We start from the raw sequence: 12,673 nt of genomic DNA, 5'->3' as shown, positions 1-12,673 counted from the left end.
GCGGCCGGCGGTGTGCGTCCACTGCGCTCCGGGCAGGAGATGGCTGGTCGCGGACGGAAGTCCACAGCCTGCCCACCTACGAGGTCCGCCGTGCGCCGCCATCTCCGCAGCCTCACCGCCCCCCTGCTCGCGCTCGTGCTCACCCTGGCCGCGGTCGGCACCGCCGTCGGTCACGAGCTCGACCACATCGTCCCCGGGTTCGGTCCCACCACCACCCTGTCGACGACGTTCAACTCGGGCGGCGAGGGCGCTGCGTGGGACCTGGTGACCACGATCGTGACGGGCAACCCGCACACCGACCTCGATTTCTTCACCCAGGGTGGGGACACCTACCTGGCGGCGGGCACGCTCGGCACGGGGGTCAACGCCGGCGGGCAGACCATCGTGCGCCTGACCGAGGACGGCGAGCTCGCACCGTCGTTCGTGGCCGGGCACCCCTCGGCCGCCTGCCTGTCGGACCCGCTGGCGATGCTCGGGCTCCAGCACGATGTCGAAGCCACCCCGAAGGGCGATGTCATCTACAACGTCGACTGGGGTGACCTGGTCGACCGCACCGCGGACGCCCAGCTGCTGCTCGACGCCACCGATGCGTCCGGACGCTGCCACGACGGCGGCGAGGTGCCGATCGTCGGCAGCGCGCCCCAGGGTGGCCTCGAGATCATCGACATCACCGACCCGGCCAACCCGGTCGAGATCGGGTTGACCAGCCACATCGGCGAGGCGCACACCGTCAACGTCGATCCGAGCCGTCCGCACATCGCCTACGCGGTGACCTCCGACAGGGTCGCGGTGAACGCCGCGGGTGAGCGCGCGAACGAGACCACGGCCACCAACACCAACCTCGACGGCTTCGAGGTCGTCGATCTGCGCAGCTGCCTCGAGGCGCCCTTCGGTGACCTCGCACCCGGCGCGTCGGTCGACGAGAAGCGTGAGTCCTGCCGGCCGGAGGTGTACCGGTACCGGTACGAGGACGTGCAGATGGCCCTCGGTCACACCAACAAGACCCAGGTGCACGGCTGCCACGAGCTCGAGGTCCATCCCGACGACACCCTGACCTGCGCGGGAGGCGACGCCCTGCTGGTGTTCGACATCAGCGGGATGTTCGACGACAACGGCACCCCCGACGATCGCACCGACGACCGCATCAACGGCACCCCGCTGCCGTGCTCGGTCCGCCCGTCGAGTTCCGGCCCGGCCTTCTCGACCGGAGCCATGGTCACCGACTGCGTCGTCGGGGAGGACGGCCAGGACCTGCGGGTGCACAGCTGGCTCGCGGACGGCGCACCGTCGGTCGAGGGTGTCGAGTGGCTCGGGTCGGCCCACCACCAGGGACGTGAGGCGCTCGTCGGCAGCGCCGTCGCTCCGGCGTTCGACGCCGACGAGGACGTCGACTTCAACCATGAGGCCGAGTTCACCCACTCGGGCCGCAACATCATCGTCACCGACGAACGGGGCGGCGGTGTCGCACCTGGTGGCGCGTCGTGCTCGCCCGGCGTCGACATCCCGCAGGGCAACGGGGGGCTGCACGCCTACGCCGTCGACCGGCTGAAGGGCGGCGGTGACCCGGCCGGGTACCAGGCGCCGGACACCGCCGAGGACGCGTGGGAGTCCTACGCACTGACCGCGGAGGGCGAGAAGGCCATCGCACGCGCACCGATCAACACCGGGCCGCAGGTCACCGAGTGCACGGCCCACGTCTTCCACCAGATCCCCGGCCAGAACCGCATCTTCATGGGGTGGTACACGCAGGGGGTCCAGGTCTGGGACTACGTGGAGGGTGTCGACGAGGACGGCAACGACACGTTCGACTTCCACCACGTCGGCTACTTCATCCCCGAGCTGGCCAACACGTGGACCTCGGCGGTCTGGCGCGTGACCGAGAACGAGGACGGCACGTTCACCTACGACGGGGCGAGCTCGGACTTCAACGTCGGCAACGGCCGCAGCGCCATCGACCTGTACCGGGTCACCCTGCCGCCGCCACGCCAGTTCGCCGGCGAGATCGAGGGCGAGGACCCGGTCGATCCGACCGATCCGACCGACCCGACCGACCCTGGTGAGGGCGACGGTGACCCAGGCAGCAGCTGCGACGAGGATCGTCCGGGCAAGGGGCAGGACAACCGGCCGCCGCACTGCGACGGTGCGCAGCCCGGCTGCCCCGGCGAGCGTCCGGGCCACGGCAAGGGCAACGGTCCGGACCGGTGCGACGAGCCGGCCCCAGCGGCGGCGACGTCGACGTCGGGTGGCGGGGACGCCACGGCCTCGTCGCAGACGCAGGTGCTCGACCTGCGTGACCTCGGCATCCTGGCCCGCGACGGCGCTGCGGCTCCGCCACGGGACCTGATCGCTTCGGCGATCGCGCTGACCCTGGCCGCCGCGCTCCTGACGACCCGTGCGCTGCTCCGCCGACGCCGGACCGTGCCCGCCTGACCCGGCGCGTTGCCCGGGGGACGTGCCCCCCGGGCCTGCCGGGCCGTGGCGCTGCCCCGAGATCGCTGCGGCGGAGCCGTCAGCGGACCAGGGCGACCAGCTCGGCCATCCCCTGCTCGATCCCGCGGCCGAGCAGGTACATCGGTTCGCGCGGGCCCGGGACGTTGGTGGTCACCGTGGTGATGTAGCGGCTGGTAGCGGTGCAGCAGCTTCGACACCCCGCGGAGGGCCATCCCGACGAACACGGTCGGTGCGAGCCCGGAGGCGCCGACGAGGGCGGCGGTCGTCACCTGCTCGCCGGAGTGCTCGACCCCGTCCATGGACGCGCGGACGAGCCGGTAGCGCTCCGCCGGGTCCTCCTCGGTGACGGGCAGCGACACGAAGGGGGCGCTGACGAGGTTGTGCAGGTCGCCACGCTGATCGTCCCGACGCAGCGAGACCGGGACGAGGGTGCGTTGACCGTGCCGCCGAGCGCCTGCTTGACCGCCTTGGCGTCGCCCAGCGAGGTGCGCGCCGTGGCGTACCGCCGGTGCGGCCCGATCGGACCGGCGAGCGAGTGCGGCGGCATGCGTCGCGCCACACCGAGCAGCTCACCCGCGCCCTTGATGGTCGCCGCGCCGGTGGCGACCGCAGCTGGCGCACGCAGCGGTGCGGCGGCGGCACGTGCAGCCCGGACCGGCACCCCGGCGAGGTTGAGCGCGACGTTCGACGGCTCGCGGTCGTTCGCCGGACCGCCGTTCGAGGACCTGCTGCCGACCACCCCGTCGGCCGGGTCGTGATCGGGATCGGTCGAGAGCACCGTCGCGAGCAGGTCGGTGCCCGCCACCCCGTCGACGATGCAGTGGTGGATCTTGCTGACCATCGCCCACCGGTCGCCCTCGAGCCCGTCGACGAACCAGGTCTCCCACAGCGGTCGCTGGCGGTCGAGCTGCTGGCCCATCACCCGCCCGACGAGGCGCCGGAGCTCGGTCTCGCCGCCGGGCCGGGGCAGCGCCGTGTGTCGCACGTGGTACTCGGGCTCGAAGTACGGGTCGTCGACCCACACCTGCCGCGCCAGACCGCGGGCGACCTCGCGGTACCGCTGGCGGTACCGCGGGATGAGGTCGAGCTTCGCCCCGAGGACGTCACGCAGCTCGTCGAACCCCGGAGGAGGGCCCTCGAACACGCCGACCGAGCCGATGTGCATGTGGTTCACGTCGTCCTCGACGTGCAGGAACCAGCTGTCCAGCGCGCTCATGCGTTCCACGTTCACTGCCGCCCGCGCGGCTGTGTAACCTCCTGGGGGACGGTACTCACGCGCCCGACGCGGTGCGGTCACCTCCCCGTCACACAGGTGCGCTCCACTGGAGCCTCCCCACCGCTCCCCGGAGCCCTCGTCCTCCCTCGGTACCACCGTGCTCGCTCCCCTCCCCCGGTCGCTGCCCGACCACCTCCCCGACTACCTGCCGGGTCGCATCCGCCTGCTCGCCGACGACGCCTGGCGTGTCCCGAGCGAGTTCGACGAGGACCGCGTACGCACCGCCATCCCGCGGTACGCCCTCGACCTGCGTTCGCTCGACGTGGCGATCGATCCCGAGCGGGTCCGGTGGCTCGCCGAACGTGCGACGACGCGCCCGCTCGAGATGCGGCACGTCCACCTGGTCAGCCACGGACCGGGGCTGTACGTGATCGACGGTCACCACGCGCTGGCGGCCCACCTCGCCAGCGGGACCGAGCGCCTCCCGGTGCTGCTCGCGCGGCCCCGCTCGGCCGCCTGACGGTCAGCCCTTGGTCAGGCCGCTGCCGCGCGCGATGATCGCGGCTCGTCGCGCTTCGACCGCGTCCGCGTCGACGCGGACCTCGAAGGCACGTTCGCGTTCGGTCACCAGCGCCTCGTCGAGCTGGAGGCCGTCGACCGCCCGGTAGGTCGCCAGGATCGCGGCGAGGATGCGCTGGTCGGCCTCCGTGATCGCCACCGCCGTCGCGACCGCGGCGTCGAGCAGCTGGTCGTGCGCCACGACCGCGTTGACGAGGCCCATCGTCAGCGCCTCCTCGGCGTCGACGAAGCGGCCCGTCAGGCTCATCCCGAGGGCGGCCCTCCGACCCACGAACCGCGGCAGCAGGACGGTCAGGCCCCCCGAGGGGTGGATGCCGACGCGGCCGTGGGTGTCGGCGAACCGCGCCGCGTCGGAGGCGATGGCGAGGTCGCAGTCGAGGACGAGCTCCAGCCCGCCGGTCACGGCGGCCCCGTTGACCGCGGCGATGGTCGGCGTGGCGACCTGCTGGAGGACCACCCAGGGGTCGTCGCCGCGCTCGCCGATGGCCTCGAGGTCGATGACGCCCGAGCCGACCTCGGCGAGGTCGAGCCCGGCCGAGAACGCCGGGTCCGAGCCCGTCAGCACGATCGCACGCACGTCGTCGTCGGCATCGAGCTCGCGCAGCGTGGTCACCAAGGCCTCGATGGTGGCGAGGTCGAGCGCGTTGCGCCGCTCCGGCCGGTGCAGCGTCAGCAGCCGGACGTGTTCGGCGGGCGTGGTGACCTGCAGGGATTCGGACACGGGAGGGCTCCTGATGGCGTGGTCCGGACGGTAGCGTCCGTGCCGTGAGCGTCCCCCCCGCGACCTTCTCGGACGATCCGCGCCGCGTGCGAGGCCACGTCGCCATCGGTGGAGCGGTCGGGACGCTCGTGCGGTCCGGGGTCGTGATCGCGGCGGTCGCCACCACCGCCGGTGGCGAGGTGCTGGCCGTCCTCCTGGTGAACCTGTTCGGGGCGCTGGCCCTCGGCTGGCTGGTCGCCCGCGCTCGCCACGATCGCCAGTGGGCACGGCTCTTGCCCCTGCTCGGGACCGGGGTGCTCGGGTCGCTGACCACGTTCTCCGCGCTGGCGGAGCAGGTGACGCGAGCCGGGCTCGTTGGTGAGGTGTGGGCTGCCGCCGCGATCGGGCTGTTCAGCCTCGGTGCCGGCCTCGCTGCGGCGCTCATCGGCTTCCGCCTCGGGGAGCGGACCGACGCGGTCGCCCCGACCGAGCCGGAGCTGGGTGCCACGGAGCCGGACCGATGAGTGTCCTCCTCGTGGTCGTGGGCCTCGCGCTGACCGGCGCGGCCGGCGCGCTCGTGCGCCACGAGGTGCTGGAGGCCACCAGCGAGCCGGGGACCCTCGACCGCGCCCGAGCCGTGGCCGTCGTCAACCTCGTGGGGGCACTGCTGGTCGCCGTGGTGCTCGCCGCGCCGCTGGGCGCCGGGATGAAGGTCGTCTTCGCCCTCGGGTTCTGCGGGTCGCTGACCACGTTCTCGACGTGGATGGTCGAGGCCGTGCTCGCCCGCGAGTCCGGCCGGTCCGTCGCCGTCATCGGCGCCGTGGACCTCGTCGCGCAGCTGTTGGTCGGCGTCGGCCTCGTCCTGCTGGTGGTCGGCCTGACCTGACCGGGGTCCGGTACCGTGCCGGGCCCGCGCGGTGGTGGCCGGTGTACGCCTCTCCCGCCCACGTGCGGTTCCCCCGGGCGTCCGAGCGCGCTCCCGCACGAGTGAAGGACATCGAGCCGTGGCCGCCGTCGAGACCGAGGCTGCGCGCCGCCGGACGTTCGCGATCATCTCGCACCCGGACGCGGGCAAGACCACCCTGACCGAGAAGTTCCTGCTGTACGCGGGCGCCATCGGGCGTGCCGGTGCCGTCCAGACCCGCAAGACCGACCGGGCGACGACCTCGGACTGGCTCGAGCTCGAACAGCAGCGTGGGATCTCGGTGTCGTCCGCCGTGGCGCGGTTCGAGCACGACAGCCACGTGCTGAACCTGCTCGACACCCCCGGTCACCGCGACTTCTCCGAGGACACCTACCGCGTCCTGTCCGGGGTCGACGCGGCCGTGATGGTCCTCGACGCCGCCCGCGGTGTGGAACCCCAGACCGAGAAGCTGTACGCGGTCTGCAAGGCCCGGGGCACCCCCGTCATCACGTTCGTGAACAAGATGGACCGGCCGACGCCCGAGCCGCTCGAGATCCTCGACGACATCGAGCGGACGCTCGGTCTCGTCGGCCAGCCGGTGACGTGGCCGATCAAGCCCGAGGGCCAGTTCCAGGGTGTCATCGACCGCCGCACCGCTCGTGCCTTCCGCTTCGAGGCAGCCGGGGTCCGTGGTGGCCAGATGGCGCAGGAGGACGAGGCCGACCTGACCGGCTCCGACTCCTGGGTCAGCGAGGACGTGCGCGAGGAGGTCGAACTGCTCGACGCGATCGGCGCGGACGTCGACGTCGACGCGTTCCTGGCCGGCACCGCATCGCCGGTGTTCTTCGGCTCGGCGTTGTCCAACTTCGGGGTCCGGTTGCTCCTGGACGCCATCGTCGAGCTCGCTCCACCGCCGGCGGCCCGACCCACCCGCGACGGCGGGCACCGCGCGATCGACGAGCCCTTCAGCGGCCTGGTGTTCAAGATCCAGGCCAACCTCGACCCACGCCACCGCGACCGCATGGCGTTCGTGCGGGTCTGCTCGGGCCGGTTCGAGCGGGGCGAGACGCTGATCAACCACCGCACGGGGCGGGGCACGACCGCCAAGTACGCCACCGCGGTGTTCGGCCGCGACCGCGAGACCGTGGACGAGGCCTACCCGGGCGACGTCATCGGCCTCATCAACGCGATGGACCTGGTCGCCGGTGACAGCCTCCACGCCCAGGGCGCCCCGGTGGTGTTCCCGCCGCTGCCGACCTTCACGCCGGAGCACTTCGCGACCGCGCACCCGACCGACCGCAACCGCACCAAGCAGTTCCGCAAGGGCGTGGACCAGCTCGACGAGGAGGGCGTGGTGCAGGTCCTGCGCCACCCCGACCTCGGCGACCAGGCACCCATCTGGGCGGCTGTCGGCCGGCTGCAGTTCGAGGTCGCGACCTGGCGGATGGAGCACGAGTTCGGCGCTCCCGTCCGGCTCGAGGGCACCCGTTTCGAGGTGGCACGCGCCACCGACGAGGACGGGGCGAAGGTCCTGGCCGGGATGCGAGACGTCGAGGTCTACCGGCGGTCGACCGGCGCGCCGATGGCCCTGTTCCGCAGCCGGTTCGTCGCCGACCGGGTGGCCGCGGACAACCCGGAGCTCATGCTCGACACGCTCGTCCTCAGCTGAGTTCGCCCGCGCCACCGTGGTCTGGTGACGTCAGCCTTCGACGGTGACGCCCGAACGGCGTTGGACGCCCGTCTGCCGTCACCGTCGTCTTCTCACGTCACCGAGCGACCCCCGACGACCGGTGGAACCCGCCTGCGGTGCGCTGACCGGCGTCCTCAGCAGAAACCTGTCGCGGCGACGAGCGGCTCGTCAGCACCGCGCTCCGGGCGCGACGATCCGCTCCATCGCGGCAGCCACACCTTCGCCGGTGAGGCTCGGGACGCCGAGTCCGAGCAGCAGACCGGTGCCCTGCTGCAGCGCCAGCAGCAGCGTGCCGAGCTCCTCGGCGTCGAGCGGGTCGTCCTCGGCGCGGTGCGCGGCCGCGAGCTCGACGAACTGCCGCCGGATCCGTTCCGTGCGCTGCTCGAGCTGCGCGGCCAGGTCCGGGTCGCGCAGCGCCGTCGCGATGAACTCCAGCGAGGCCACGACCTGGCCGGTGTGCCGAGCGGCCCGCTCGTCCTCCGATCCGAGGTCCTCCTCCCAGGCGCCCCGGTCGAGCATGTCGGCGCCCTCGGCGAACGCCTCGTCGATGTCGTGGTCGAGCACGGCGAGGAAGAGTTCGGCCTTGCTGGCGAAGTTCGAGTAGATCGCGCCCTTGGTGAACCCCGCCTCGGCCGCGATAGCGGTGAGGTTCGCGCCGTGGAAGCCGTCCCGCGCGAAGGCCCGCTGGGCGGCGGCCACGAGCGCGGAACGGGTCCGCTCCTGGCGCTCGGAGCGGGTGGGCGGCGGGGACGCGGTCGGCATGACGGCAGCGTAGCTTGACGTACCGCTGGTATCGGAATACCGTCAGTATCCAGATACCGACAGTACGCCGCGGCGTCCGTGAGGGCCGTCGCGACATCGGCCAGGAGGATGGACATCGTGGACCCCGTGCTCGCGGTACAGGGCCTCAGCCGCCGCTTCGGCGACGTGGTCGCCAACGACGAGGTGGACCTCGAGGTGGGCGCCGGCGAGATCGTCGGGCTGCTCGGGCACAACGGGGCCGGCAAGACCACGCTGGTCTCCCAGGTCGTCGGGCTCCTGCGTCCCGACGCGGGCACGATCCGCCTCGCGGGGGTGGACGCCATCGCCGAGCCGGCCGCGGCACGTCGCCGCGTCGCCGTCCAGGCCCAGGCGCAGGCCCCGATCGAGGGGCTGACGCCGCGGATGGCGATCGGTCTCGCGGCGCGGATGCGCGGGCTGGACCGCCGCGCAGCGAGGGAGGCGACCGAGGTCACCGCCGAGCGGCTCGGGATCACCGAGTGGCTCGATCGCCGCGCGCTGCCCGAGGGCGCTGGTCTGTCCGGCGGGGTGCGGCGGCTGACGAGCTTCGCGATGGCGGCGATCGCCCCGACGCCGCTGGTGATCCTGGACGAGCCGACCAACGACGTCGATCCGGCCCGCCGACGGCGGCTCTGGGACCTGGTCAGGGACCTCGCCGACGGCGGCGCCGCCGTCCTGCTGGTGACCCACAACGTGGTCGAGGCCGAACGCGTCGTCGACCGGCTGGTGGTGCTCGACCGCGGCCGGGTCGTGGCATCCGGGACGCCGACCGAGGTCCGAGGTCACGACGACACGTTGCTGCGCCTCGAACTCAGCCTCCCGCCGGGTACCGACGACGACGATGCGGTCCTGACGCCGCCGGTGGAGGTCCACCGACGGACGCGGACCGCCAGGCGTTTGCTGCTGGCCATCCCCGCCGCCGAGGCTCAGGCGGCCATCGCCTGGGCGACCAGCAGCCGCGCTGCGGGGCGCATCGAGGCGTTCGCCCTCACTCCGACCTCCCTCGAGGACGTCTACCTGTCGATCACCGACCCCGCGTCGGACGAGAAGGAACTGGAGCCCTCCCGTGGCTGACGTGACCCTCGCGATCCACCCCGGCGCTACCGCCGCGCCGGTGGCGACCCGCCGCGGTGCGTACGCGCTCATGGTGCGCTGGCACCTGACCAGCATCGGGGCCACGATGCTGCCCGTCGTCGTGATCGTGCAGGCGATGCTCGCCGTCGGGATCGTGGTCGGCTTCGGGTTCCTGGTGCCGTCGATGGACGCCTCCACCGCCCTGTTCCTGTCGACCGGCGCGCCCACCGTCCTGCTGATCATGGTCGGCCTCGTCGTGGTCCCCCAGGAGGTCTCCGCCGGGCGGGCCAACGGCTCGTTCACCTACCTGCGGACCCTGCCCATCGCCCGGTGGCTCCTGCTCGGCTCCTACCTCACCGTCTGGACCGTGGTCGCCCTGCCCGGCCTGCTGGCGGCGCTGCTGACCGCCTGGCTGCGGTACGGGGTGACCTTCGCCATCGACCTGCCGCTGCTCATCGCCGTCAGCATCCTGATGGTGGTCATGGCGACCGCGGTCGGCTTCGCCATCGCGGTCAGCCTCCCCCAGCTGCTCGCGATGGTCGCCAGCCAGGTGCTGGTCTTCTTCGTGCTGCTCTTCTCGCCGATCACGTTCCCGGCTGCCCAGCTGCCCGGCTGGTTCCAGACCGTGCACAGCTATCTGCCGGTCCAGGCGGCGGCTGACGCGATGAGAGCTGCGCTGGCCAGCGACACCTTCACCCTCGACGGGCGTGACCTCGTCGTCCTCGGCCTCTGGTGCCTGGGGGGTCTGGCCGTCAGCCTCCGCGCCCTCGCGCACCGCCCCTGACCGGTCGGCGCTCCGGCCGGGTCGCGGTCCGCGTACCTTCCGCGGGCCCACGTAGCCCGACCACAGCCCGAGCGGGGACCGATGCTGGATGGCTTCCTGCCGCTGACCGATCCTGGCGCGGTCTTCGCGGTGCTGTTCCTGATGGTGCTGCTCGGCCCACTGATCGCCGAGCGTCTGCGCCTGCCGGCCATCATCGGGCTCGTCCTCGGCGGGATGGTCATCGGGCCGAACGTCATCGGGGTGCTCGACCGCAACACCTTCATCGAGACCCTCGGCTACGTGGGCCTGCTCTACCTGATGTTCCAGGGCGGGCTGGACCTCGACCTCGACGGCTTCCGACGCCACCGGCGCGACTCGGTCGTCTTCGGCATCACGACCTTCCTCACACCGATGATCGTGGTCACGGGCGTCGCGACGGCCATGGGTATCGACCTGCTCGCCGCGGTCATCGTCGCGTCGGCCTTCGCCAGCCACACGTTGCTCAGCTACGGCACGGTCAGCCTGCTCGACCTGACCGCCAACCGGGCGGTCACCGCCGCGCTCGGCGCGACGTTGATCGCCAACGTCGCGGCCCTCCTCGTGCTCGCCGTCGCTGCCGCGGGCGCCGCCGGGGACTCGACGGGCTGGTTCTGGGTCCTGTTCGGGGCGGGGCTCGCCGGGTACATGGCGGTCGTGCTGTTCGGCGTCCCGCGCTTCACCCGCTGGTTCTTCACCGGGCTCGGCCAGGACCGTCGGGTGCGCCTGACCTACCTGCTCAGCGGCATGGGTGTCGCCGCGGTGGTCGCGGGCTACATCGGCATCGAGCCGATCGTCGGCGCGTTCCTCATCGGTCTCGCGTTCAACCCGTTCGTGCCGGCCCGCACGGCCATCGCCGACCGCGTCCGCCTCCTCGGCGAGAGCGTCTTCATCCCCGCGTTCCTCATCTCCACGGGGATGATCCTCGACCCGCTCGCCGTCGCCGACGGCCGCACGGTGGCGCTGGCGGGCGCGTTCATCGCCGCCATGATGGCGGCCAAGCTCCTGGCCTCCGAGGGGTCCGGTCGTTGGATGGGCGTCACCGGACCGGAGCGCGGGATCATGTTCTCGCTGACGGTCGGTCAGGCGGCCGGCGCGCTTGCCGCGACGACCGTGGCTGCCGAGCTCGGGCTCATCGGGTCGGTCGAGGTCAACGCGGTGGTGCTCGTCATCCTCGCCTCCGCGCTGATCGCCGGCTGGTCCGCCGACCGCTACGGGCCGCGGATCACCGCTCCCGACCGGTCCAACGCCCCGCTCGGCTCCCGCGTCGTGGTCCCCGTCGCCAACCCGGCCACCGTCGCGTCGCTGGTGCGGGTGGCGGCCCAGGTCGCGGCATCCGACTCCGGCGCCGTCGTCGCCGTCAACGTGCTGCCCCTCGACGCCCGCCCCGACCAGATCCGTGCCCACCGGGACCTCGCGCTCGCCGCCGAGAAGGTGGCGCTCGGCGCGGGGTCGGAGGTCCAGACCTCGGTGCGCATCGACTCGTCCACCTCGGGCGGCGTCCTGCACACGGTGGTCGAGCAGGAGGGGACCTGCCTGGTGATGGGGTGGAAGGGGTACGCCAACGCCCGCGAGGGGTTCTTCGGCGCGGTGATCGACCAGATCATCTCTGACAGCCCGGTGCCGGTGCTGGTGTGTCGCCCCGGCGACGACGATCGCACCCGCCGGGTCGTGGTGGTGCTGACCCGGGACGACGTCGGCCCGGGCAGCCTCCTCGGGACCGCCCTCGCCTTCCAGGTCGCGGTCCGCATCGCCCGGCAGGCCGAGACCAAGATCGTGGTGATCACCGACCACGAGGAGGATCTGGTCCGCACCCAGCTGGTCAACCTCGACGTCGACGAGGACGCCGCCGAGATCGTCTCGGTCGAGGGCGTCCTCGGTCGGCTGCCACGGCTGCTCACGGAGGGGGACGTGGTCCTGACCGGCATGCCCCCGACCGCCAGCCGGCTCGGACGGGGTGCTCGCCGCCTGGCCCGGGCGGCCGAGGGTCGCACGGTCATCGTCGCCGTCCCGCACTGAGCGCGAGGCAGCAGGCGCGGTCGGTCAGGCGACGGACCCGCGGCAGGTGGCGCAGCGGCCGGTCACGACGAGGTCGACGTCGTGGACCTCGAACCCGTGACCCTCGTCCAGGTGCTCGTAGATCTGGGCCACCAGCGACCCCACGTGGTGGTCCACGTCCCCGCAGACGCCGCACACCACGTGGAAGTGCTCGTCGGGATGGGCCCGTTCCCAGCGGGCTGCCTCCTGGCCGCCGAGGTGCGTCTCACGGGCCAGGTCCAACTCGGCGAACAGGGCGAGCGCGCGGTAGATCGAGGCGAGGTCGACGTCCTCGCCGGCCTCCCGGACCGCCTGCGCGATCTGCTCGACCGTGAGGTGCGCGTCGGCGCCCGCGAGCACCCGCCAGACCGCCCGACGCGGCCGCGTGCTTCGGTGGCCCTGCGCGCGCAGGGTTTGATCGAGTTCGAGGGCGGCGTCCACTG

General features: G+C 72.6%; 11 protein-coding genes and 3 pseudogenes. 8 read left to right on the top strand and 6 right to left on the bottom strand.

The window, feature by feature from the left end; all coding sequences use genetic code 11:
* Window positions 1-90 precede the first annotated feature (90 nt).
* Window positions 91-2,430 (top strand): hypothetical protein, encoded by a 2,340-nt coding sequence (locus NITAL_RS04010; RefSeq protein WP_052664882.1) that lies wholly within the window; start codon window positions 91-93, stop codon window positions 2,428-2,430.
* Window positions 2,431-2,509: 79 nt separating this feature from the next.
* Here NITAL_RS04010 and NITAL_RS29140 read toward each other — a convergent pair.
* The 3 pseudogenes from NITAL_RS29140 to NITAL_RS04005 form a co-directional block, all read right to left on the bottom strand.
* Window positions 2,510-2,632, bottom strand: a pseudogene (locus NITAL_RS29140) (WS/DGAT domain-containing protein); the annotation flags it as partial.
* Between the two features lie 94 nt (window positions 2,633-2,726).
* Window positions 2,727-2,810, bottom strand: a pseudogene (locus NITAL_RS29495) (hypothetical protein); the annotation flags it as partial.
* Window positions 2,811-2,896: 86 nt separating this feature from the next.
* Window positions 2,897-3,667: pseudogene (locus NITAL_RS04005) on the bottom strand (wax ester/triacylglycerol synthase domain-containing protein); the annotation flags it as partial.
* A 157-nt stretch (window positions 3,668-3,824) separates the two neighbouring features.
* Here NITAL_RS04005 and NITAL_RS04000 point away from each other — a divergent pair.
* Window positions 3,825-4,187: a ParB N-terminal domain-containing protein gene (locus NITAL_RS04000; RefSeq protein WP_052664880.1), complete on the top strand. Its 363-nt coding sequence runs from the start codon at window positions 3,825-3,827 to the stop codon at window positions 4,185-4,187.
* Between the two features lie 3 nt (window positions 4,188-4,190).
* Here NITAL_RS04000 and NITAL_RS03995 read toward each other — a convergent pair whose 3' ends face one another.
* Window positions 4,191-4,967, bottom strand: coding sequence for an enoyl-CoA hydratase (locus NITAL_RS03995; RefSeq protein ID WP_052664879.1), 777 nt, complete (start codon window positions 4,965-4,967; stop codon window positions 4,191-4,193).
* A gap of 44 nt (window positions 4,968-5,011) precedes the next feature.
* Here NITAL_RS03995 and NITAL_RS03990 point away from each other — a divergent pair, with 44 nt between their 5' ends.
* The 3 genes from NITAL_RS03990 to NITAL_RS03980 all read left to right on the top strand — a co-directional run bounded on the left by NITAL_RS03990 (window position 5,012) and on the right by NITAL_RS03980 (window position 7,519).
* Window positions 5,012-5,470 carry a fluoride efflux transporter FluC gene (locus NITAL_RS03990; protein ID WP_052664878.1) on the top strand — a complete coding sequence of 153 codons (459 nt, stop codon included), beginning with the start codon at window positions 5,012-5,014 and terminating at the stop codon, window positions 5,468-5,470.
* Window positions 5,467-5,832, top strand: a complete 366-nt coding sequence (locus tag NITAL_RS03985) for a Fluc/FEX family fluoride channel (RefSeq protein WP_052664877.1) — start codon at window positions 5,467-5,469, stop codon at window positions 5,830-5,832. Before NITAL_RS03990 ends, NITAL_RS03985 begins: the two co-directional genes overlap by 4 nt.
* Window positions 5,833-5,950: 118 nt before the next feature.
* Entirely contained in the window at window positions 5,951-7,519 is a 1,569-nt protein-coding gene (locus NITAL_RS03980; protein ID WP_052664876.1) for a peptide chain release factor 3, read from the top strand.
* 189 nt (window positions 7,520-7,708) lie between these two features.
* On the opposite strand, the gene NITAL_RS03975 is transcribed toward NITAL_RS03980, so the two are convergent.
* A complete protein-coding gene (locus NITAL_RS03975; RefSeq protein WP_083441203.1) occupies window positions 7,709-8,302 on the bottom strand; it encodes a TetR/AcrR family transcriptional regulator in 594 nt (197 codons plus the stop codon).
* Window positions 8,303-8,410: 108 nt separating this feature from the next.
* On the opposite strand from NITAL_RS03975, the gene NITAL_RS03970 reads away from it, so the two are divergent.
* From NITAL_RS03970 to NITAL_RS03960, 3 genes are all read left to right on the top strand, one after another.
* Window positions 8,411-9,394, top strand: coding sequence for an ABC transporter ATP-binding protein (locus NITAL_RS03970; RefSeq protein WP_342674203.1), 984 nt, complete (start codon window positions 8,411-8,413; stop codon window positions 9,392-9,394).
* The gene (locus NITAL_RS03965) at window positions 9,387-10,178 is read left to right on the top strand and encodes an ABC transporter permease (RefSeq protein ID WP_052664874.1); all 792 of its coding nucleotides are present in this window, start codon (window positions 9,387-9,389) and stop codon (window positions 10,176-10,178) included. Before NITAL_RS03970 ends, NITAL_RS03965 begins: the two co-directional genes overlap by 8 nt.
* Before the next feature lie 81 nt (window positions 10,179-10,259).
* Window positions 10,260-12,212: a cation:proton antiporter gene (locus NITAL_RS03960; RefSeq protein ID WP_052664873.1), complete on the top strand. Its 1,953-nt coding sequence runs from the start codon at window positions 10,260-10,262 to the stop codon at window positions 12,210-12,212.
* Window positions 12,213-12,236: 24 nt separating this feature from the next.
* Here the strand turns inward: NITAL_RS03960 and NITAL_RS03955 are convergent, their stop codons facing one another.
* Window positions 12,237-12,671 carry a Fur family transcriptional regulator gene (locus NITAL_RS03955; RefSeq protein WP_052664872.1) on the bottom strand — a complete coding sequence of 145 codons (435 nt, stop codon included), beginning with the start codon at window positions 12,669-12,671 and terminating at the stop codon, window positions 12,237-12,239.
* Between the last annotated feature and the right edge of the window lie 2 nt (window positions 12,672-12,673).

The sequence above is a fragment of the Nitriliruptor alkaliphilus DSM 45188 genome (assembly GCF_000969705.1).
Lineage (GTDB): Bacteria > Actinomycetota > Nitriliruptoria > Nitriliruptorales > Nitriliruptoraceae > Nitriliruptor > Nitriliruptor alkaliphilus.
Note: the sequence above shows the minus strand (reverse complement) of the source record. Positions and strands in the feature narration are given on the sequence as shown.